This window comes from Cupriavidus sp. 01L415 (assembly GCF_056400065.1).
In genome coordinates, this window is record NZ_JBFTSP010000004.1 from 278,367 (window position 1) to 298,363 (window position 19,997).

Annotated in this window: 19 protein-coding genes and 1 tRNA gene; 10 read left to right on the forward strand and 10 right to left on the reverse strand. The window is 65.9% G+C overall.

Annotated features, from left to right (window positions below; translation table 11 throughout):
* Window positions 1–11 precede the first annotated feature (11 nt).
* The 4 genes from waaC to AC1DOX_RS11195 all read left to right on the forward strand — a co-directional run bounded on the left by waaC (window position 12) and on the right by AC1DOX_RS11195 (window position 4,673).
* The gene (gene waaC, locus AC1DOX_RS11180) at window positions 12–1,064 is read left to right on the forward strand and encodes a lipopolysaccharide heptosyltransferase I (protein ID WP_441616024.1); all 1,053 of its coding nucleotides are present in this window, start codon (window positions 12–14) and stop codon (window positions 1,062–1,064) included.
* Window positions 1,064–2,335 carry a lipid IV(A) 3-deoxy-D-manno-octulosonic acid transferase gene (waaA, locus tag AC1DOX_RS11185; RefSeq protein ID WP_441616026.1) on the forward strand — a complete coding sequence of 424 codons (1,272 nt, stop codon included), beginning with the start codon at window positions 1,064–1,066 and terminating at the stop codon, window positions 2,333–2,335. Before waaC ends, waaA begins: the two co-directional genes overlap by 1 nt.
* Before the next feature lie 106 nt (window positions 2,336–2,441).
* Entirely contained in the window at window positions 2,442–3,269 is an 828-nt protein-coding gene (locus AC1DOX_RS11190; protein ID WP_441616028.1) for an META and DUF4377 domain-containing protein, read from the forward strand.
* A 3-nt stretch (window positions 3,270–3,272) separates the two neighbouring features.
* Entirely contained in the window at window positions 3,273–4,673 is a 1,401-nt protein-coding gene (locus tag AC1DOX_RS11195; RefSeq protein WP_441616029.1) for an O-antigen ligase family protein, read from the forward strand.
* A gap of 24 nt (window positions 4,674–4,697) precedes the next feature.
* Here AC1DOX_RS11195 and AC1DOX_RS11200 read toward each other — a convergent pair whose 3' ends face one another.
* The 4 genes from AC1DOX_RS11200 to AC1DOX_RS11215 all read right to left on the reverse strand — a co-directional run bounded on the left by AC1DOX_RS11200 (window position 4,698) and on the right by AC1DOX_RS11215 (window position 8,374).
* On the reverse strand, window positions 4,698–6,179 hold the full coding sequence (locus AC1DOX_RS11200) for a TolC family outer membrane protein (protein ID WP_441616031.1): 1,482 nt from the start codon (window positions 6,177–6,179) through the stop codon (window positions 4,698–4,700).
* Between the two features lie 177 nt (window positions 6,180–6,356).
* Window positions 6,357–6,680, reverse strand: coding sequence for a rhodanese-like domain-containing protein (locus AC1DOX_RS11205; RefSeq protein WP_092134924.1), 324 nt, complete (start codon window positions 6,678–6,680; stop codon window positions 6,357–6,359).
* A 14-nt stretch (window positions 6,681–6,694) separates the two neighbouring features.
* Window positions 6,695–7,348: a protein-L-isoaspartate O-methyltransferase family protein gene (locus tag AC1DOX_RS11210; protein ID WP_477101336.1), complete on the reverse strand. Its 654-nt coding sequence runs from the start codon at window positions 7,346–7,348 to the stop codon at window positions 6,695–6,697.
* A gap of 225 nt (window positions 7,349–7,573) precedes the next feature.
* The gene (locus AC1DOX_RS11215; protein WP_441616035.1) at window positions 7,574–8,374 is read right to left on the reverse strand and encodes a TetR/AcrR family transcriptional regulator; all 801 of its coding nucleotides are present in this window, start codon (window positions 8,372–8,374) and stop codon (window positions 7,574–7,576) included.
* 211 nt (window positions 8,375–8,585) lie between these two features.
* Here AC1DOX_RS11215 and AC1DOX_RS11220 point away from each other — a divergent pair, with 211 nt between their 5' ends.
* From AC1DOX_RS11220 to AC1DOX_RS11230, 3 genes are all read left to right on the forward strand, one after another.
* On the forward strand, window positions 8,586–8,873 hold the full coding sequence (locus tag AC1DOX_RS11220) for a YkgJ family cysteine cluster protein (protein ID WP_441616037.1): 288 nt from the start codon (window positions 8,586–8,588) through the stop codon (window positions 8,871–8,873).
* A 37-nt stretch (window positions 8,874–8,910) separates the two neighbouring features.
* Complete coding sequence (locus AC1DOX_RS11225; protein WP_092134918.1) at window positions 8,911–9,480, forward strand: DUF1439 domain-containing protein; 570 nt, start codon at window positions 8,911–8,913, stop codon at window positions 9,478–9,480.
* A gap of 79 nt (window positions 9,481–9,559) precedes the next feature.
* Complete coding sequence (locus AC1DOX_RS11230; RefSeq protein WP_092134917.1) at window positions 9,560–10,441, forward strand: undecaprenyl-diphosphate phosphatase; 882 nt, start codon at window positions 9,560–9,562, stop codon at window positions 10,439–10,441.
* A gap of 134 nt (window positions 10,442–10,575) precedes the next feature.
* Here the strand turns inward: AC1DOX_RS11230 and trmB are convergent, their stop codons facing one another.
* The 3 genes from trmB to AC1DOX_RS11245 form a co-directional block, all read right to left on the reverse strand.
* On the reverse strand, window positions 10,576–11,364 hold the full coding sequence (gene trmB / locus AC1DOX_RS11235) for a tRNA (guanosine(46)-N7)-methyltransferase TrmB (RefSeq protein ID WP_441616040.1): 789 nt from the start codon (window positions 11,362–11,364) through the stop codon (window positions 10,576–10,578).
* 76 nt (window positions 11,365–11,440) lie between these two features.
* A tRNA-Gly gene (locus tag AC1DOX_RS11240) sits at window positions 11,441–11,515 on the reverse strand.
* Window positions 11,516–11,610: 95 nt separating this feature from the next.
* Complete coding sequence (locus AC1DOX_RS11245; protein ID WP_441616042.1) at window positions 11,611–13,236, reverse strand: methyl-accepting chemotaxis protein; 1,626 nt, start codon at window positions 13,234–13,236, stop codon at window positions 11,611–11,613.
* Between the two features lie 269 nt (window positions 13,237–13,505).
* Between AC1DOX_RS11245 and AC1DOX_RS11250 the strand changes: the two genes are divergently transcribed.
* Window positions 13,506–13,895 (forward strand): DUF5594 family protein, encoded by a 390-nt coding sequence (locus AC1DOX_RS11250; protein WP_441616044.1) that lies wholly within the window; start codon window positions 13,506–13,508, stop codon window positions 13,893–13,895.
* A gap of 55 nt (window positions 13,896–13,950) precedes the next feature.
* Here AC1DOX_RS11250 and AC1DOX_RS11255 read toward each other — a convergent pair whose 3' ends face one another.
* Complete coding sequence (locus AC1DOX_RS11255; protein WP_441616046.1) at window positions 13,951–14,883, reverse strand: aldose epimerase family protein; 933 nt, start codon at window positions 14,881–14,883, stop codon at window positions 13,951–13,953.
* 225 nt (window positions 14,884–15,108) lie between these two features.
* On the opposite strand from AC1DOX_RS11255, the gene AC1DOX_RS11260 reads away from it, so the two are divergent.
* Complete coding sequence (locus AC1DOX_RS11260; RefSeq protein WP_441616048.1) at window positions 15,109–15,606, forward strand: cupin domain-containing protein; 498 nt, start codon at window positions 15,109–15,111, stop codon at window positions 15,604–15,606.
* Between the two features lie 63 nt (window positions 15,607–15,669).
* Here AC1DOX_RS11260 and AC1DOX_RS11265 read toward each other — a convergent pair whose 3' ends face one another.
* Window positions 15,670–16,884: a polyhydroxyalkanoate depolymerase gene (locus tag AC1DOX_RS11265; RefSeq protein WP_441616050.1), complete on the reverse strand. Its 1,215-nt coding sequence runs from the start codon at window positions 16,882–16,884 to the stop codon at window positions 15,670–15,672.
* Window positions 16,885–17,168: 284 nt separating this feature from the next.
* On the opposite strand from AC1DOX_RS11265, the gene AC1DOX_RS11270 reads away from it, so the two are divergent.
* Window positions 17,169–17,825 carry a glutathione S-transferase family protein gene (locus AC1DOX_RS11270; protein ID WP_441616130.1) on the forward strand — a complete coding sequence of 219 codons (657 nt, stop codon included), beginning with the start codon at window positions 17,169–17,171 and terminating at the stop codon, window positions 17,823–17,825.
* 32 nt (window positions 17,826–17,857) lie between these two features.
* Here AC1DOX_RS11270 and AC1DOX_RS11275 read toward each other — a convergent pair whose 3' ends face one another.
* Window positions 17,858–19,861: an acetoacetate--CoA ligase gene (locus AC1DOX_RS11275; RefSeq protein WP_441616052.1), complete on the reverse strand. Its 2,004-nt coding sequence runs from the start codon at window positions 19,859–19,861 to the stop codon at window positions 17,858–17,860.
* Window positions 19,862–19,997 lie beyond the last annotated feature (136 nt).

Consider the following 19,997-nt stretch of genomic DNA (forward strand, 5'->3'; position numbering starts at 1 on the left):
GGGATCCGGTCATGACGACACCGTCGCCGCTGGCGGCGGTGTCGCCGTATGCATTGCCGGCGCGTCCGCGCATCCTGATCGTCAAGGTCTCGTCGCTGGGCGATGTCGTGCACAACATGCCGCTTGTGCACGACCTGCGCGCGTGCTGGCCGGATGCAGAGATCGACTGGGTGGTGGAGGAGGGTTACGTCGACCTCGTGCGCCTGCTGCCCGATGTCCATCGCGTGATCCCGTTCGCGCTGCGGCGCTGGCGCAAGCGGTTCTGGCAGGGCGATACGTGGGCCGAGATCGGTGCGCTGCGCTACGCCATCCGCGAACGTCCGTATGACGCCGTGCTGGAGACGCAGGGCCTGCTCAAGACGGCCATCGTCGCGCGTACCGCCGCGCGGGCGGCCGGCGCGCCGGTGATCGGCCTGGGGAACGCCACGCAGGGCTCGGGCTACGAGCCTGCCGCGCGGTTGTTCTACACATCGCCGGTCAAGGTGCCGCGCCAGACCCATTCGGTCCGGCGCTCGCGCCTGCTGGGCGCCGCGCTCACGGGCGCCACGCCACCCGAGCCGCCGCGCTTCTTCGGTCCGACGGCCCGGACGCTCCATGTCAACGATCCGCTCTGGGCCGACCTGCCGCCGCGCTATGCCGTGTGCTTCCACGCCACGGCGGGTGCGAAGAAGCGCTGGCCGGTGGCCAGCTGGCATGCGCTGGGCCTGCGGCTGCAGGCCGAAGGCCTGACTGTGCTGTTGCCCTGGGGCAATGAATCGGAACGACGCGACGCGGAGGGCATTGCCGCCGGCATTCCCGGGGCGCAGGTGCTGCCGCGATTCTCGGTGATGCAGGGGTTTGGCCTGATCAATCGCGCCGAGGTGGTGGTGGGCGTCGATACGGGGCTGGTCCACATCGCCGCGGCGCTGTGCCGGCCGACCGTGGAAATCTATACCGCTACCTGGCGCTGGAAGACGGAAGGCTACTGGTCCGACCGGATCGCCAATGTGGGCGATGACGGCGTGGTGCCCTCGGTCGATGACGTCTATTCCGCCGCCGTGCGGGTGCGCGGAGTGGTCGGCTGATGCTGCGTGTCGTCTATACCCTGTTGTGGCTGGTCATCCTGCCACTGGCATTGCTGCGCCTGGTCTGGCGCGCACGCAAGGAGCCGGGCTACGTCCGGCACGTGGGCGAGCGGCTGGGCGCCTATGGCGCGCTGTCCGCCACGGGCCCGTGGATCTGGGTCCATGCCGTGTCGGTGGGCGAGACCCGCGCCGCGCAGCCGTTGATCGACGCGTTGCTGGCGGCCTACCCGGCGCACCGCATCCTGCTGACGCACATGACGCCGACCGGCCGCCAGACGGGCCAGCAGCTTTATGGCGCGAATGCACGCATCCAGCAGTGCTATCTGCCGTATGACCTGCCGTGGCTGGTGAGGCGTTTCCTGTCGTATTTCAGGCCGGATACCGGCCTGATCATGGAGACGGAAGTGTGGCCGAACCTGGTGCACGTGACGCGCCGCGTCGGCGTGCCGCTGTTCCTGGTCAACGCGCGGCTGTCGCCACGCAGCTATCGCCGGACGGCGCGGTTTGGTGGCGCGGCGGCTGCGCTCTACAACGATTTCACGGCTGTGCTGGCCCAGACGGCGGGCGATGCCGAGCGCTATCGCGCGCTGGGCGTGCGGGCGGTGCAAGTCACCGGCAACCTGAAGTTCGACATGCAGCCGCCGGAAGCCGGCGTGGCGCGCGGCCGCATGCTGCGCAAGGCATTCGGTGACCGGCACGTGCTCGCGGCGGCCAGTACGCGTGAGGGGGAGGAGCCTCTGATCCTGGATGCTTTCGCGCGCTGGCCGGGTCCGGATCGTCCCGCGCTGTTGCTGGTGCCGCGCCATCCGCAGCGCTTTGACGAAGTGGCCGCGCTGGCCGCGAAGGCCGGTTTCAGCGTGCAGCGCCGCAGCCAGCTGGATGTGGCAATCGAGGCGACAATCGCCGCCGACATCGTGCTGGGCGATTCGATGGGCGAAATGGCGATGTACTACGCTGCGTCGGACATCGCCTATATCGGCGGCAGCCTGATTCCGCTGGGCGGCCAAAACCTGATCGAGTCATGTGCGGTGGGCACGCCGGTGTTGATGGGGCCGCACACGTTCAACTTTGCCCAGGCCACCGAGGACGCCATCGCGGCGGGTGCCTGCGAGCGCGTGGCCGATGCCGACGCGCTGATGGCAACGGCCGCCGCGGTGCTGGCGGATCCGGCGCGCCTCGCCGATATGCGGGCCCACGCGCTGACCTTTGCTGGGCTGCACCGAGGTGCCACCGCGCGCACGCTCGCCGCGTTAGAACCAGTGTTGCGCTGACATACACGCGCAACGCAGGGTTCTACACTGCAAGGCGGGGCAGGGCGGATCACATGTAACACGTACGTGTCGATTGCGCCGCCCCGCCAGAAAAAGGAGCCGATTCATGCAGCATCCATCCCTCGCATCTTCCCGACTGCGCGGCCTGGCAGCAATGCTGGCGGTTGCCGCCACAGCCTTCGTGTCCGCCTGCGCGACCGGCTCGGTGCCGGATCAGCCTTCCGCGAACGCCAGCCTGAACGAGACCCGATCGGGTGGCCCGAGCCGCTGGGAGTTGGTGCGCTGGCAGCAGGCCGATGGCACCTTGCGTGACATTCCGCATGGCGATAACGGCCAGCCGATCATTTTCGATTTCAATGACGGGATCGACTCGCAGCAGGGCACGGTGAGCGGCACCAGCGGCTGCAACCGGTTCACGGGCGGCTATGGCAAGACCACCACCGGCATCCGCTTTGACCGCATCGCGGGCACGCGCATGGCATGTCCGGGGCCACGGATGGCCCTGGAAGCGGCGTTGCTCAAGGCGATGCAATCACCGTTCGCGACCGTCGGCACGCAGCCTTCGGCGGGATCCACCGGTCGGCAGATCGTCTGGAAGACCGTCGATGGCGATTTGTTGCAGTTTGTCGAGCGCGAAGGGGTGGGCCAGCGCGGCGCGAAGCTGGATGCGGCCGCCGGAAAGGAGAAGATTGTCTACATCGACTCCCAGCGCGTGGAGTGCTCGGGCGTGGGCAGGATGCAATGCTATCGCTGGCGCGAGTCGCCCGACGCGCCGTGGCAACTCTGGTATGGGCCGATCGAGGGGCTCGATTTCGAACCGGGCGTCAGCTACAAGCTGCGCGTGCGCGAATACCAGGTTCAGAACCCGCCAGCGGATGCTTCGTCGATCCGCTGGGAGTTGCTCAATGTGGAATCGCGTGCCCGGGCGAAATAGGCGGTGAAGCGCAGGGGCCGCATAGCCGATCGTTTACAATCCGGCCTGATCTCCAGCGCCCCACATATACATGGCGTATTCGTCGCTTCTTTAAGCCCTTTTATGACCATAAGCAACGCCCGGCTCTCCAGGATGGCCGACATCCTCGTCCTTGCCTTTCCCATACTGATCCTGTGCGTGCCGCGAGGCGCAGGGGTCTTTCTCGCGGGCGTCAGCGTCCTGGCACTGATGGGTTGGCGGGGCGCGGGGCGCGCGTGGCGTGAGCATGCCGAAGTGCTGATGCCCCTGGCCATCTCGGTCCTGGCCTTCATGGCGGTCCATATCGCGTCGAAGCTGTACTTCGATGTGCCCTGGAATGTGATCGATAACCCATCTCGGGCGCTGCTTGCGATCCTGACGTGCTGGGTGATCGTACGTTCGGCACCGATCCCCGGCCGCCTCTGGCGCGGCATCACCGTGGGGCTCTTTTTTGCGCTGCTGATTGTTGCCTACCAGAAGTTTGCATTGGGCTACGAGCGGCCATCGGCATGGACGCAAGCCATCGCCTTTGCCAATATGGTCGCGGCGCTGGCGCTGGTTGGCTTTGCCCGGCCGGGCGAGACGCGGATGGCGCATGCCGAGGCATGGTTCAACGTCTTGTGCGGCGTCATGATCCTGATGCTGAACGGCACCCGTGGGGCGGTTGTTGCCTTGCTGGTGACCGTCGTGCCGATGCTGCTGATCCGCTATCGGCGCTTTACCTTGCGCATGTTTCTCGTGTCGGTGGCAGCCGTCGCCGTGCTGGCGGTTGGCGCCTATATGGTTCCTGGTAGCCCGGTCTCCAAGCGTGTCGACCAGGCTGTGACGGAGATCCAGCAGTACGAGCAAGGCGATATCGAGACGTCGGTCGGTGTGCGCCTCAAGATCTGGCATCTCGGCATGCAGTACTTCATCGAGCATCCGTGGACCGGTTCGGGCGTGGGGCAGTTTGCGCATATTCTTCACAACGCACCGTTTTGCCAGCAAACGACATCGGCGGCGTGCGTGCTTGAGCATGCTCACAACGATATTGTCGAAGCGGCTTCCACGACAGGCATTCCCGGACTCCTGACCACACTGGGACTCTTCCTGGTGCCGGTGTGGCTGTTTGGCCGTGCATTGCGCGCATGCCGTGCCGGCGGCAACGATCAGGGCATGAGCCTGGCCGTTGCGGGGATGGGCGCTGTATTGTCTTCGCTGATCTGTGGCCTGACTCAGGTCACGATGGCGCATCAGGCCAATGTCGTGTTCTATGCGGGACTCATCGGCTTGCTGCTGGGGCTGGCCGGACTCGAGGCGCGCGCAACGCGTCGTCTCGACACCCGTGCCACTGCCGAAAGCGTGCCGCCTGTCGGCGTAACTCGTGCAAGCGTCAGCGGCATCTAGGCAGAAGCCTCAGGACTGAGGCAGTCAGGACCGTGGTGCTGCGGCCGGAACCATGCTTTCGCGCCGGCCGCGTTCCCCACGTGCCGGCGCTGGCGCGGGGGCCGCGCCCATTCGCGTCTTTGCCGGCAGCTTGTACATCGACCCCGGCACGGATGTCAGCAGCGTGTTGATCTGCACGACGTCATCCTCGGACAGCACGCCGGTCGAAGCCTTCAACCGCATGCCGTTCATGATCGTGTCGTACCGTGCCTTCGCCAGATCACGGCGCGTCGAGAACAGCTGCGCTTCGGCATTCAGCACGTCGATATTGATCCGCACGCCCACTTCATAGCCGAGCTGGTTCGATTCCACCGCACTTTGCGCCGAGCGCTCGGCCGCTTCCAGTGCCTTGACCTGGGCCAGGCCATTGAACACGCCCGAGTAAGTCTGTCGCGCCGATTGCGCGGCGGTACGGCGCGCGAACTCGAGGTCGCTCGCGGCCTTGTCGGCCAGTGCCAGCGTCTCGCGCACACGTGACTGGATCTGGCCACCCGCGTAGATCGGGATGCTCAGCTGCACACCCACCACGCCCGAGTTGTAGCGGCTGCCGATATTGCTGAGCTGCGTGGCCGTGCCCTGGGCGTTGGTGTAGCCATAGGACGCGACGAAGTCGACAGAGGGCAGGTGGCCGGCCTTGGCCTTGTTCGTTTCACGCTGCGCGGTTTCGAGGTTGTAGCCGGCGATGCCCACCTGCGGATTGGTCTGCTCGGCCTGCGCGGCCCATGCGTTCACGTCGGCCGGCATGGGGCCGGGGATCGCGGCTTCGGGGCGCAGGCCCATGAGTTCGTCGACGGGGTTGCCGGTGATCTGCTGCAGCGTGGCGCGGGTGACTTCGAGCGCGCTCTGGGCGGCGATCTCGGTGGACGTCGCCAGGTCATAACGTGCCTGCGCATCGTTGGCATCGGTAATCGTGGCCGTGCCGACTTCGAAATTGCGCTTGGCCTGTTCGAGCTGCTCGCCGATGGCCTTCTTCTGGGCGCCGGCCAGATAGAGATTGTCCTGCGCGGCCAGCACGTCGAAGTACGCCTGCGACGCGCGCGTGATCAGGTCAAGCTGCGCCTGCTGGAACGTGATTTCGCCCGCCAGCGAGGCCAGTTCGCCCTGCTTGTAGGTTTCCCAGCGATCCCAGCGGAACAGCGGCTGCGTCAGCTGCAGTGCCCAGGTGTTGGCATTGAAGTAGCGCGTGATGTCGACCGGCGAACTGTAATCGGCCATGGTCCGTTGCACCCCGGCCGTGCCGCCCACCAGCGGCAGCAATCCCGCGCGCGCCTGCGGCAGGCGCTCTCGCGTGGCCAGCAGCTGGGACCTCGCGCTGGCGAACTGGGCGTCATTGGATTGCGCATCGCGATAGACCTGAAGCAGGTCCGCTGCCAACGCAGCCGGGACATGCAGCAAGGCCAGCAGGGACACGGCGACCGCCAGGGGTTTCCTGGCCGCGCCGGGCACGGCGAGAAGCGCAAAACTCATGACATCTCCAGCTTGCCGCGGCGCGCGCGGTCAACGTTCAGGTGGTGGTACGGGTGGTACGGCAAGGACGAGATACGGCGGTACAGCGGGGCGATGCTTGAATACGGCTTGAATACGGCCTGGGGTACTGCGGGATGGGCGATGGCCCGGGCGAAGGATCGGCCGGGCCTTTGTCGCTCAGTACTGCGGAACGGAGGGGTCCACGTCGGTCGACCAGGCATGGATGCCGCCGGTCAGGTTGTAGACGTTGGCATAGCCCTGCCGCTCCAGGAAGTTGGCCACCTGCATGCTGCGCGCACCGTGGTGGCAGATGCAGACGATCTCGGCGTCTTCTTCCAGTTCGTTCATCCGGGCCGGGATCTGGCCCATCGGGATATGCGTAATGCCGGGCATGGCAGCGGTGCGGACTTCCAAGTCCTCGCGCACGTCCAGCAGTACCGGCTTGGCGCGGCCGGCATCCGCCAGCCACTGCGCCAGTTGCGTTGCGTTGATGACCTGCATGGCGGGCTCCCGGATCAGAACTTGAAACGCGAGGGCTGTGCGGCGCCTTGCAGGGGCGTGGCCAGCGTCTCGAACAGGTTCACGGACTGGTATTCGTTTTCCGATACGCGGGTGACCAGGCGGGCTTCCATCACCGGTGCGGTGCCGACGATCGCGGCGATGCGGCCGCCGACCTTGATCTGCGACAGCATCGACTGCGGGATCTCCGGCACCGAGCCCGAGACGCAGATCACATCGTACGGAGCGGCGGCGGCCCAGCCTTCGGCGGCGTTGCCTTCGGCCACGTCCACGTTGGTCACGCCGGCGTCAGCCAGGTTCTTGCGGGCCAGCGTCACCATTTCGGGCTCGATATCCACGGTCAGCACGTGGCGGGCGCGGTTGGCGAGCAGGGCGGCCATGTAGCCGGAACCGGCGCCGATTTCCAGGACGTTTTCATGCTTGCGCACGTTCAGGTCCTGCAGGATGCGGGCTTCCACGCGCGGAGGCAGCATGTTCTGGCCGGCCGGCAGGGGGATCTCCATGTCGACGAAAGCCAGCGCGGCGTAGGCCTGCGGCACGAACTGCTCCCGCTTGACCACGGCGAGCAGGTCCAGGATTTCCTGGTCCAGCACGTCCCACGGGCGGATTTGCTGTTCGATCATGTTGAACCGGGCTTTTTCGAGATCCATCTTGCGTATCCTTCCAATGCTTGCTGCGCTTGCGTTGCCGGCCGTCGCCGGCGATCGCTGCCAGTGCTGTTGATTCTGGTTGACTCTGTTTCCCGGCCGGCTGGTGCGCGCGCCGGGAAGTTGCGTAAAAGCCCGCTATTTTACCCCTGCGGACCCCCCTGGGATGTTTACAGATTATTGGTGAAGGCTTCCCCGGGGGGGAGTGTTGCGCCGGGGCACCGTTCCTCAGCCGTCCTCGGCGCGCCCCTGCGCGGCGGCACGCTCGGCCATCATTTCGTCGCGAATGCGTTCCCAGACATATGGGCCCGCTTGTGGGGGCAGCGGCGTGTCGCGCGCCGGGCCGGTCGTCAGGCCAAACAGCAGGATCTGCAGCAACTGGTCGACGAATGCGCCCGGATCGATCTCCTGGACGGCGACCTGGCTGAACGCGCGCTGCCACAACATCAGGAACACCAGCGGTGCGCACATCAATGTCGTGGTGGGATTGGCGGGCGTCGCGCGGAACTCGCCGCGCGCCACGCCACGCGCCAGCACGCGTGCGAACAGTTCGTCGCCCGGGCCCATGACCTCGTCCTGGTAAAACTGTGCGATATCCGGGAAATTTCCCGATTCCGCCATGATCAGCTTGGTCAGCCCCGCCACCGGCGTGGCGCCGATCAGCCCCCACCAGCCGAGCAACAACTCGCGCAGCAGTTCCGGGGTCGAGCCTTCGAACGTGTCCACCAGGTCCATGCCCTTGGCGAGCGCTGGCACCAGGTTCTCGCGAACCACGGTCTTGAACAGTTCTTCCTTGTTGGCGAAGTAGAGGTAGACGGTGCCTTTGGATACCCCTGCGGCGGCGGCCACGTCTTCCAGCCGGGTGGCTGCAAAGCCGCGTTCGACGAACAGATCCAGCGCTGCCGCGACCAGTTCTTGCGGGCGCGCGGCCTTGCGCCGGTTCCAGCGGCGGGCGTCAGGATCTTTCTTGGGCGATGCAGGGGTCACGGGGCAGGGATGGCGAGAGTATGCGTCCGCACGCTGTCGCATCAAATAAATAACTTGTGGGTCAGTAATGTAGAGGAGCCGAGACACGTGGTCAAGCAAGGGCCGGTCGGCATTTTCCCATGCGCCGGGTGCGTGTCTGCATTGCTCGAAAGTGATGTATGAGGCCGGAGTTTCCCTTTGTTGCAGGTCTGGCAGTCATGCTCAGGCAAAATGGCGCCTTTGTATTGACGGCGTTTGCGTCAGAACCTTCACCATGTCTTGTCAGTCTGACCTGTCCTGTCGCGCCGGCTGCGGCGCCTGCTGCATCGCGCCGTCGATCGCGTCGCCGCTGCCGGGCATGCCGCAGGGCAAGCCCGCAGGCCAGCCCTGCGTCCAGCTGCTGCCCGATATGCGCTGCGCCGTATTCGGCCAGCCCGGGCGCCCCGCGTTTTGTGGTGGCCTGCGCCCGTCCGCCGAAATGTGCGGGGATTCGCGCGAGGCGGCACTGCACTGGCTGACGCGGCTGGAGATCCTGACGGCGCCCGCCTTCGTTGCAGCCTGACCGACGGGCCCGCAACCTGTTTCCTGGAGGTTTCACGATGATCGCGATGACACGCCGGCGCTGGCTGACGGCTGCCGGCATCGCCACCGCTGCCGCGGCTACCGTCTGGATCGCTGCCTGCAGCGGCCTGACCAATGAGTACACGTTTTCCCAAAGTCAGTTGCAGTCGGCATTGGAGCGCAAGTTTCCGTTCAACAAGCGCTATATGGAATTGTTCGATATCCAGCTGGCCAATCCGCAGCTCGCGCTGGATGCCCCGCGCAATCGCGTGACGGTGCAGTTCGACGCCACCATCGACAATCGCCTGTTCTTTCGCCAGCCCCTGACCGGTCGCTTCGCGCTGGAAAGCGCGCTGCGCTACGACGCGCCCACGCGATCGCTGGTGCTGCAGGACCCCGAGGTCAGGCAGTTCGACGTGCAGGGCATGCCCGCGCAGTTCGCGCGCCAGCTCAATGCGCTGGGCGGTATCTTGTCGGAGCAGTTGCTGCAGGGCTATCCGCTCTATACATTCAAGCCGGAGCAATTGCGCGTGGCCGGCACTAACGTTGAGCCCGGTACAATCACAGTCCTGCCGGACGGTATCAACGTCAAGATTAATCGGCCGTAAATCCAGATCAACAATAATGCCGACGCGCCCGCACGAGCCGTGCGGGCCTGACCGCGCCCTCCATCCTTCCTGAATCCGCATGGACATTGCACTCGCCCTGAAAGCCGTCATCCTCGGCATCGTCGAAGGACTGACTGAGTTCCTGCCCATTTCCAGTACCGGTCACCTGATCCTTGCCGGGCAGTTGCTGGATTTCAACGACGAGAAAGGCAAGATTTTCGAGATCGTCATCCAGTTTGGCGCGATCCTGGCGGTGTGCTGGGAATTCCGCCGTCGCATCGGCAGCGTCGTGGGCGGCCTGGCCTCCGATCCCAAGGCCCAACGCTTTGCCATCAACGTAATCGTGGCCACGGTGCCCGCCATCGTGCTGGCGCTGGTTTTCGGCAAATGGATCAAGGCCCATCTGTTCAACCCGATCACGGTGGCGATGGCGTTCATCGTTGGCGGCGTGGTGATTCTGCTGGCGGAATGGCGCGATGCGCGCCGCGGCACGGTTTCCCATCCGCAGGGCAATGCCTTGCTGGAAGCCGCCAAGGCTGGCGCGCCGCGCATCGAGTCCGTGGACGACCTGAACTGGCGCGATGCGCTCAAGGTCGGCCTTGCCCAGTGTTTTGCGCTGGTGCCGGGCACCTCGCGCTCCGGGGCGACGATCATCGGCGGCATGCTGTTTGGCCTGTCGCGTCAGGTGGCCACCGAGTTCTCATTCTTCCTGGCGATCCCGGTGATTTTCGGCGCCACGGTGTACGAGCTGTACAAGGCCCGTGCGCTGCTGTCGGCTGATGACCTGGGCGTTTTCGGCGTGGGTTTCGTGTTCGCGTTCCTGTCGGCGTTCCTGTGCGTGCGCTGGCTGCTGCGATTCGTGGCCACGCACGACTTCAAGCCATTCGCCTGGTATCGCATCGTCTTCGGCATCGTCGTGCTGGTAACGGCGTGGACCGGCCTGGTGTCCTGGCACGCGTGATGGCGGCCTGAATTTGGCTCGATAGCGGCTTGATGGCGGCTCGATGGCAATCCGAGACGCCAGCAAATGCCAAACAAAAAAGGCGTGGCCCCGATGGGAGCCACGCCTTTTAGTTTTTGGCGAGGAAGTACGGATCAACGCTTGCGGAACACCACGTCCCACACGCCGTGCCCCAGGCGGATGCCGCGCTTCTCGAACTTGGTGATGGGGCGATAGTCCGGGCGCTCGGCAAAGCCGTCGGCGGCGCTGGACGTGTTCTCCAGCATCGGCTCCCCTGCCAGCACTTCGACCATCTGCTGGGCGTATTCCTCCCAGTCCGTCGCGCAATGGAGATACCCGCCCGGCTTGAGCCGGCTGGCCAGCAGCTTGACCAGGGGAGGCTGCACCAGCCTGCGCTTGTTGTGGCGTTTCTTGTGCCAGGGATCGGGGAAGAAGATATGCACGCCGTCCAGCGAGTCCTCGGTCAGCATGTGGGCGACCACTTCGACCGCGTCGTGCTGGAGGATGCGCACATTCTCGATGCCGCGTTCGCCCGTCAGCTTGAGCAGGGCGCCCACACCCGGCTCATGGACCTCGCAGCCCAGGAAGTTGTCCTGCGGGCGCAGCTGGGCGATATGGGCGGTTGTCTCGCCCATGCCAAAGCCGATCTCGAGGATGGCCGGCCCGGTACGCCCGAACGTTGCCGCCCAGTCGAGCGGGGCGGGGCTGTAGGGCACCAGGAAGCGCGGGCCGAGTTCATCGATGGCGCGCTGCTGGCCGGTCGAGGTCCGTCCGGCGCGGCGCACGAACGAGCGGATACGGCGCGGGTGCGCGACGTCGTCGCCCGGCTGCTGCGTGGCGTCGGAGGCGGAGTCGGGCTGTCCGGACGCGGTCTCGGCGTCCTCTGCCGGCGTCGGTTCGGTACTGGCGTCTTGGGGGAGCATGGCAACAAAAAGCCGCCGGGCGGATCGCCGATCGGTGTTTCGACCGGGTGCCAGAGGCGGCTCGTTCAATCAGAGGTGGAGCGGGCGATGGGAATCGAACCCACGTCTTTAGCTTGGGAAGCTAAGGTAATGGCCATTATACGACGCCCGCAAGAAGCGCGATTCTACGCGGGATGGTGCGGTCAACGCAAGCCGCTGACGTGATGTCTTCGCCTCATTGCGAGGCGAAGACTCTCCCGGATGATCTCAGGCGGGGAGGGCGCGTAGTCCCGTCGATGGCTGAGGCGTCCTGCGCGTGTGGTGTGTCGTGTCCCCGCCAATCCGGAACACCGCCACGGCGTCAGACAATCTCTGCGCCTGCTCCTCCAATGATCCTGCCGCCGCCGCGGCCTGCTCCACCAATGCCGCGTTCTGCTGCGTGACTTCGTCCATCTGCGCCACGGCAACGTTGACCTGGTCGATACCGCTGCTCTGCTCGGCGGCCGCCGCGGCGATCTCGTTCATGATCTCGCTGACGCGCGCGATGGCACTGACGATTTCCCCCATCGTCGCGCCGGAGCGTTCGACCAGCCCGGCGCCGGTCTCTACCCGTGCCGTGGAAGCATCGATCAGGCCCTTGATCTCCTTGGCCGCTCCGGCGCTGCGCTGCGCCAGGGCGCGCACCTCGCTCGCCACCACGGCGAAGCCGCGACCCTGTTCGCCGGCGCGGGCCGCCTCCACCGCCGCATTGAGGGCGAGGATGTTGGTCTGGAACGCGATGCTTTCGATCACGCTGACGATGTCGCCGATCTTGCGCGAATCATCAACGATGTTCTGCATCGTGCCGACCACTTCGTGTGTGAGCTCGCCACCCTGCGCGGCAAGGCCCGAGGCGCCCTGGGCCAGGTTGCTGGCCTGCCTGGCGCTCTCGGCAGTCTGTTTGACGGTCGACGTGAGCTGCTCCATGCTGGCCGCGGTTTCCTCTAGCGAGGCGGCCTGTTCCTCAGTGCGCTGCGACAGGTCGGTGTTGCCGGCGGAAATTTCCTGAACGCCCGTGTTGATGGACTCGGTGCCGTGGCGCACGGTGCCGACGGTCTGGATCAGGGAGGCCTGCATGGTCTGCAGCGCGGCGCTCAGCTTGCCCATTTCGTTGTCGCTGCGGACCGTGACTTCCCCTGTCAGGTCGCCCTTGGCGATGCGCTGGAACTGGGCGATGGCGGCGTCAACGGGGTCGACGATCGCGCGCATCAGCGCCGCGCGGCCCAGCCAGCTCAGCAGCAACGCGCCCGCCAGGCCGACCGCCACGGCGATGCTGACCTGCCTGAAGCGTGCCTGTGCCTCCTGATACCGCTGCTCGCCTCGGTCGAGCTGGAGCTTTTCCAGGGCGAGCATGGCTTTTTCATAGGCGCCATAGAGCGGCGGCAGCTTGTGGGCCTGCACGTCGAGGAACGTTTGCTTGTCGCCGCCCTTCAGTGCCGCGAGGGCCGGATCGATCCCCTCCTTGAGGAACTTGTCGCGTTTGGCCTGCATTTCGCCGATCAGGCCCTGCTGGCCGGCATCGCCCTTGTCGACACCGGCCAGGTAGTGGTCCTGGCGTTCCGTGGACGCCTTCAGGTACTGGTCAAACCGTTTGAGCACGGCAGCGGCGCCTTCCTGGTCGCCGAGCTCCGTGAGCGAGGCGTAGGTGGCCAGCGCCAGCCGCAGGCGTAGCAGTTGACCGGCGCTGCCTTCCAGATCCGCCACTGCCGGCGTATCGACCGTGTACATCTGCCTGAGCGAGGTATTGTTCGCCTGCATGGACAGCAGGCCGGTGGCGGCGCCGATTCCTAGTGCGACAGCAAAAAAAGCGACCATGAGGCTGAGATAGCCCCGAATGGATAACTGCTTCAACATTGTCTCCTCCCTTGTAGCTTCGACGCCTGGCGTCCGGCCTCTATTGCGGGTCAGGGCGCAACCGGAACGTGCCATGCACGTTTGGCGGCGCTATTTCGGTCTACGGCAGGGGGCGCGGGAATCTGTAGGGTTGGGCTACCTCAGGGGGGTGTCCGGTCGCCGGCCCCCCCGATATGGGCATCCGTGTCGGGGGCGTTGTCGGAAAACCCCCCCGGCCCCGGGCATCCGGGCGCAAAATAGCGGCCACAACAAGATCCGAGACATCCGCCGTGCATCCCGCCCCTGCCCAACGATTCACGAGTGAACTGCTGCCCCGCATCGTCGAGCGCATCCGCAAGCTGTCCCAGGGCACGCTCCACACCGAAGTGCTTCCCGCCGATCGTGCGGATTTGCCTGCGCGCTTGCGTATCTGGGGCACCGCCCGCGCGAGCGGCGGCCGCTTTGCGCATCCGCTGGATATCACGCTGTCATGGGACGGCTACGAGGTGGACAGATTGTTCTCGTCGGGCGGAGAGATCCGGTTTGCGGAATATCTGGATGCCTTGCCCGCCAAGCTCGACGCATGGCAGGAGCCCCGTCAGATCGATTTCAATTCGAGGACCCAGGCCGATCCCTCGGTGCTGATCGGCGGGCTCGACTTCGAACACTTGATTCGATAGAAACCGCCGAAGTCGTGGCAGGGCGATGGCCGGGTGATCTTCCGCAGCCTCGGCATCAACCGTTGCGGATGACGTCGCCAGCCAGCAGTAGCCGGCACACGGCGCTTTCCTCCTGCCCCGCGGCCAGCCACCGCAATCCTTGCCCGTGGTGGATGGCGTTCGGCAGGCCCAGCCACGGCTCCACGCAATAAAAGTCCGAGTCGTCGCGCTCCGTCCATGTGGTCACCGCGTGCCAGCGCGCGCCGTGTAGATCTTCGCCGTCGGCATCGTCCAATGCCAGCCGGATCGAGCGTCCCGGCAACGCCAGGCTGACCGGGCCCGGCGCACGCAACACGTGAAAGGTGTCCTGCAGTCGTCCGTCGTCGAGCCGATACTCGCCATCGCCGGCCTCCGGCTTTGTGAGACCACCATCCGGTGATTGCCGTACGCGCTCTGCGGCCGGCATCGACAATTCACTCGCTGCGCGCTGCACATGGGGCAGGGCGAAGTAGAAATGATGCCCGGCGTAATACGGCAGCGGTCGATCCCCCGTGTTGCGGGTTTGCAAAGCGACCTCGAGCCCGTCGGCCAGTAGCTGATAGCGCACGGAGAACGCGAATTCGTACGGGTAGCCTTCACGCGTGGCAGCGGAAGACGCCAGCGTCATGCACACGGCGACGTCGGAAAACGCCGAGACCGTAAAAGGCAGATCGCGTGCAAATCCATGCTGCGCAAGTTCGTGCACGGCACCTTCGGGGTCGCGCCATTTGCCGGGCGCGCCGTCGACGAAATGCCTGCCGATAAACGGAAACAGCAACGGATTGCCGCCGCGCACCTTGGCAACGCGCGCCCAGTCGGCATCGTCTGGCCAGTAGAGGATGTCTTCGCCGCGATGCACCCAGCGCACCAGCCTGCCGCCGTGTTCGGGTGCGAGCAGCAGATAGCTGTCGCCCTCGCCGATCCGCACCAGGTGCTGGCCCTGAAATCGTTCGGTCGTTGCTTGTGCCATGCGCGGCCTCCTGGAAGTTCAGAACCCCGAGGGTATCGCATGCCACCGCTTTGGGGCGACTCGCCGCCGCCCGCATCGATTCGGCGCGTGGGCAGGTACGAAGCCGGTGCAGGCGTGCGCAATGCCGACGGCAGGAGATAGGTCGCCAGCACATTCGCCCCAACATTGCGTGGCGCGAATGTTGCGACGAAAGGCGGGCCCTCTCACGCTGAACAGGAGCCTTCCATGTCCCAGCTGCCCGCGCATCAGGCGTCTGCGCTCAAGCCGCCCGCCCAGTCTCCCACGGATTTTTCCCACGTCCGTCCACAAGATACCGGGTATGTCGACCAGGGGCTGCGTGACTTTTTCCTCTATCGCGATCTGGGCATCGCCGATGCCACCCATGGCAAGGTCCTCGTGCAACTGGTCAAGGCCAACTTGCCGCCGGAGCAGGGCACGGGCTGGCACCGGCATGTGGCGGACTTCCATATCGTGCTGATGCTCAAGGGCTGGGCACGCTTCATGTATGAGGATCAGGAGACGTTGGTGGCCGCGGGGGACTGCGTACACCAGCGCCCGGGCATCACGCACTACCTGTTCGATTATTCGCCGGACATGGAGTACCTGGAGATCGTGGGCCCGGCCGATTTCCAGACCATCGATGCGCTCGCGCCGTGCGACGTTCCCGCGGTGACGCCGTGGCCCCAGACGGCTCAGCAGGCGTGGCGCGACGTTGCAGTCTGATCGTCGCGTCAATGGCCCGGCGCCAATCGGCGCCTGCCGTCATGCGTCATTCGCGCGCGCCGCCTACTCGCTCATGTGGATGGTCTCCCGCAACAGCGGGTAGACCTGAGATTCCCAGCGCTTGCCGTTGAACACGCCGTAGTGCCCCACACCCGTCTGGATGTGATGCATGCGCATATACGGCCGCAGGCTTGCGCACAGGTCCTGCGCAGCCATGGTCTGGCCGATGGCGCAGATGTCGTCGCGCTCACCCTCCACGGTCAGCAGGGCGGTGCGACGAATCGCGTGGGTGGAGACGCGCCGGCCGGCCACGTCGAGCAGGCCCTGCGCGAGCACGAAGCGCTGGAATATCAGGCTGACCGTTTCCAGGTAGAACTCCGCGGTCAGGTCCATCGTAGCGAAGTACTCGGTGTAGAACGCCTGGATCGCGTCGGCCTGGTCATGTTCGCCGCGGGCGCGCAAAGCGTAGAGATCGCGCAGCGCCTGCTCGTGGCGTTCACGATTCATGCTCATGAACGCGATCAGTTGCACGAAGCCCGGGTAGACCCGCCGCATGGCTCCGGCAAAGCGAAATGGTACGTATCCGATCAGCGTGCTCTCGAACCACTCGATCGGCCGGCTCATCGCCAGCTCGTTGACCTTGGTTGGATTCACGCGTGCGTCGATCGGGCCCGCCATCAGCGTGAGGCTCGGTGGCTGGGCGGGATCGCCGTCCTCGGCCATCAATGCCACGGCCGCCAGCGCCGCCACGGTCGGCTGGCACACGGCCACCAAGTGGGTGTTGCCGCCGAGTACGTGAAGGAAGGTGATGAGATGCTGGACGAACTCGTCGAAGCCGAACCGCCCGTGGATGAGCGAGACGTCGCGCGGGTTGTGCCAGTCGGTAATGTAGACGTCATGGTCGCGGAGCATTGTCTCCACGGTGCCGCGCAGCAACGTGGCGAAGTGGCCGGACATCGGTGCCACCAGCAGCACGCGTGGCTGTTGCGGCGCACCTTCGCGGCGAAAGCGCAGCAATGTGCAGAAAGGCGTGCGCGTGACGATTTCCTCGACGACGGGGACGTGTTCGCCGCGGATCTTGACGCTGTGGATGGCGAATGGCGGACGATAGTGCGTGAGTCGCGCCAGCGCCAACACTTCGCAGGCGGCGCGCACAGTTCGCAGCGGCTCGGAATGATCGCCGCGGGGATAGCCGGCAAGCAGGGTCGCGGCGATATCCGCCAGCGAGCACGCTGGCTGCATCATGTCCGCGTAGGTCTGGTAGGCCTGGTACAGCATCGATTGGTCCCTCGCTATCGTCGGACCCCATTGCCGCAATATATATGCCATCGGCATGAATGTTGGCACGCGCCTTGCGATTTTCGTGCTCGACGACACGCAGATCGATGCGGCGTGGCGTAACGATCGCGTGCGGGTGTGCGCGCCGACGCGTGACGGCAGCGCGAGCCTCCGGGTGGTGCCACGTCACGCACCGGCAGGGTGCGCCTTGGCGAATCGCGCGGCTGCCACCGATACTGCAATCGAACATCGCGCACGTTGCCCCGGGGGGCAGAGGAGGCATGATGGCAAAGACGACGCTGACTATCAGCAGCAAGACGTATTCGTCGTGGTCGCTGCGAGGCTGGCTGCTGGCGAGGTTTGCCGGGCTGGAGTTCGAGGAAGTGCTGGTGCCACCGGATGACCCCGCCGCCCGGGCGGAAATCCTGCTGCTGTCGCCCTCCATCCTGGTGCCGTGCCTGCGCCATCAGGGCGTGACGGTGTGGGACACGCTGGCGATTGGCGAATATCTCAACGAGATCCGCCCCAAGGCGCGGCTGCTGCCCGATGATGTGCCCGCGCGCGCCCACTGCCGCGCCATCTGCGGTGAGATGCACTCGGGCTTTGCCGCCATGCGCGCCGCCTTGCCGATGAACCTCAAGGGCCACTTTCCGGGGTTGAAGGTCTGGTCGCGCGCGCAGGCGGACATCGACCGCATCACCGCCATCTGGACCGAATGCCTGACGCGCTACGGCGGGCCATATCTGTTCGGCGAACACCGGACCATGGCCGACGCGATGTACGCGCCGGTGGTGACGCGTTTTGTGACGTATGGCGTGATGCTGGACCCGCTGCCCGTGGAGTACTGCAAGGCGATCCTGGCCATGCCGGAGATGCAGGAATGGATTGCTGCCGCGCGCGAGGAACCCGACGAGATCAGCGAACTGGATGTCGAGTTCTAAGCGCGCTCCTGCGTTCCTCGCCCCCCACGCGCCTACGCGACGAGCGCCGCCCGGGCGAGGTACGCCGCCGCATAGGCGAAGTACCAGTCCAGGCTGTCCGGGTTGGCCATCGCGTCGCGGTTGGCGATCTGCTCCGGCGGGTGGCCGAGCAAGAGCTTCTTGATCGGCACCTCCATCTTCTTGCCGGACAGCGTGCGCGGTACGCCCGGCACCTGCAGGATCTCGTTCGGCACGTGTCGCGACGACAGCGCCACGCGAATGCGTGCGCGCAGCGTGTCGCGCAACGCATCGTCCAGCACCATGCCGTCGCGCAGGACCACGAACAGCGGCATGTAGGAATCGCGCCCCAGGTACTCCAGGTCGACGACCATGCTGTCCAGCACCTCGGGCAGCTCTTCCACCACGCGATAGAGCTCGCTGGTGCCCATGCGGATGCCGTGGCGGTTGATCGTCGCGTCCGAGCGGCCGTAGATGATCGCGCCGCCATGCGGCGTGATGCGGATCCAGTCACCATGGCGCCACGCATTGGGATACGTGTCGAAGTAGCTGTCGCGATACCGCTTGCCGTCCGCATCGCCCCAGAGGAACAGCGGCATCGACGGCATCGGCTCGGTGCACACCAGTTCGCCGACGGCGTCGATCAATGGCTGGCCGTTGTCGTCGAACGCTTCCACCTTCGCGCCCAGGCAGCGGCATTGCATCTCGCCCGAGCGGACGGGCAGCAACGGGCACCCGGCCACAAATGAGCCGGCGAAGTCAGTGCCGCCAGACATTGGCACGAGCCAGATATCGCTGCGCACTTGCGCATAGATCCATTCGTAGGCGTCGGCCGGGAGCGGCGATCCCGTCGAGCCCAGCCCGCGCAGCCGCGAGACATCGGCGATGGCGGCAGGCGCCACGCCTGCCTTCATGCAATTGGTGAAGAACGCCGCCCCGGCGCCAAACATCGTCACGCGCGCGTCGTCAACGAAGCGCCACAGCACGCCGGCATCGGGCCAGGCGGGATTGCCGTCGTAGAGCGCGATCGTCGTGCCCAGCAGCAGCCCGGCCACCTGGGCGTTCCACATGATCCATCCGCTGCTGCTGTACCAGTGGAAGACATCGTCCGGGCCGAGGTTGTTGTGGAAGGCCATCAGCTTGAGCTGCTCGACGACGATGCCGCCGTGGCCGTGCACGATCGGCTTCGGCATGCCCGTGGTGCCCGACGAATAGACGATCCAGAGCGGATGATCGAACGGCACCGATTCGATCCGCAGCGGGACATCGTGTGCGACGACTGCGGCCCAGTCATGGCGCCGCACCGGGCTTTCGAGAGGTAGCGGGCTGCCGATGGCGGGCACGATGACCAGGTCGGTCAGCGAGGGCAGGGCGGCCACCAGATCGGCAATGACCGGTGCCCGGTCATAGGTCTTGCCGCCGTAGCGGTAGCCGTCGACGGCGATCAGTACCTTGGGGGCGATCTGGCGGAAGCGATCGATCACGGCCACCTGGCCCATGTCGGGCGCGCAGCCGGACCACACCGCGCCGACGCTGGCGGTGGCCAGGAAGGCGACGACCGTCGCCGGCACGTTGGGCAGGTAGCCGGCCACGCGGTCGCCGCGCGCCACGCCCATCTGCCGGAGCGCGTGCGCCAGCGAGGCTACCTGGGCTTCGAGCGCGTCCCAGCTGAGATCGGCCAGCGGCTGGGCCTCGCCCGCGTGGCGGATGGCGGTGCGCTGGCGGGCCTCGCCGTGGCCGGCGTGGCGGAAGACTTGCTGCACGTAGTTGAGCGTGGCGCCTTCGAACCAGCGTGCGCCAGGCATGATGCGGCGATCCAGCACGCGCACGGCGGGTGTGTCGAACCGGACGTCGAAGTACCCACGGATGGCGTCCCAGAAGGCTTCGATCTCCGTGACCGACCATTGCCAGAGGCTGTCGTAGTCACGGAAATCCAGGCCGCGCTCGCGGCGCAGCCACGTCATGAAGGCCGCCAGTTGGCTGCCATCGGCAAACGCCGCGGAGGGCGTCCACATCGGTTTCCCTGCTGCGAGGGTCATGCTTGTCTCCTCCCAGGCCCGTCTCGTGGTGTGTCTCGCGGGCGTTGGCGGGTCCGGCCGGCGTGGCCGGGGCGGTCGTGGTGGTCGGTGCGGCCCGAGGCTTCTTTGCCGCCTCAGTGCCGCCCGGCCATCATAC

What these genes read in the sequence shown, in the direction of transcription:
- AC1DOX_RS11230 (WP_092134917.1), top strand. Translation starts at nt 9,560, where the DNA reads ATGGACATTGCACTCGCCCTGAAAGCCGTCATCCTCGGCATCGTCGAA.
- AC1DOX_RS11260 (WP_441616048.1), top strand. Translation starts at nt 15,109, where the DNA reads ATGTCCCAGCTGCCCGCGCATCAGGCGTCTGCGCTCAAGCCGCCCGCC.
- trmB (WP_441616040.1), bottom strand. Translation starts at nt 11,364, where the DNA reads ATGCTCCCCCAAGACGCCAGTACCGAACCGACGCCGGCAGAGGACGCC.
- AC1DOX_RS11190 (WP_441616028.1), top strand. Translation starts at nt 2,442, where the DNA reads ATGCAGCATCCATCCCTCGCATCTTCCCGACTGCGCGGCCTGGCAGCA.
- AC1DOX_RS11245 (WP_441616042.1), bottom strand. Translation starts at nt 13,236, where the DNA reads ATGTTGAAGCAGTTATCCATTCGGGGCTATCTCAGCCTCATGGTCGCT.
- AC1DOX_RS11215 (WP_441616035.1), bottom strand. Translation starts at nt 8,374, where the DNA reads ATGCGACAGCGTGCGGACGCATACTCTCGCCATCCCTGCCCCGTGACC.
- AC1DOX_RS11255 (WP_441616046.1), bottom strand. Translation starts at nt 14,883, where the DNA reads ATGGCACAAGCAACGACCGAACGATTTCAGGGCCAGCACCTGGTGCGG.
- AC1DOX_RS11210 (WP_477101336.1), bottom strand. Translation starts at nt 7,348, where the DNA reads ATGGATCTCGAAAAAGCCCGGTTCAACATGATCGAACAGCAAATCCGC.
- waaA (WP_441616026.1), top strand. Translation starts at nt 1,064, where the DNA reads ATGCTGCGTGTCGTCTATACCCTGTTGTGGCTGGTCATCCTGCCACTG.
- AC1DOX_RS11275 (WP_441616052.1), bottom strand. Translation starts at nt 19,861, where the DNA reads ATGACCCTCGCAGCAGGGAAACCGATGTGGACGCCCTCCGCGGCGTTT.
- waaC (WP_441616024.1), top strand. Translation starts at nt 12, where the DNA reads ATGACGACACCGTCGCCGCTGGCGGCGGTGTCGCCGTATGCATTGCCG.
- AC1DOX_RS11225 (WP_092134918.1), top strand. Translation starts at nt 8,911, where the DNA reads ATGATCGCGATGACACGCCGGCGCTGGCTGACGGCTGCCGGCATCGCC.
- AC1DOX_RS11200 (WP_441616031.1), bottom strand. Translation starts at nt 6,179, where the DNA reads ATGAGTTTTGCGCTTCTCGCCGTGCCCGGCGCGGCCAGGAAACCCCTG.
- AC1DOX_RS11265 (WP_441616050.1), bottom strand. Translation starts at nt 16,884, where the DNA reads ATGCTGTACCAGGCCTACCAGACCTACGCGGACATGATGCAGCCAGCG.
- AC1DOX_RS11205 (WP_092134924.1), bottom strand. Translation starts at nt 6,680, where the DNA reads ATGCAGGTCATCAACGCAACGCAACTGGCGCAGTGGCTGGCGGATGCC.
- AC1DOX_RS11270 (WP_441616130.1), top strand. Translation starts at nt 17,169, where the DNA reads ATGGCAAAGACGACGCTGACTATCAGCAGCAAGACGTATTCGTCGTGG.
- AC1DOX_RS11220 (WP_441616037.1), top strand. Translation starts at nt 8,586, where the DNA reads ATGTCTTGTCAGTCTGACCTGTCCTGTCGCGCCGGCTGCGGCGCCTGC.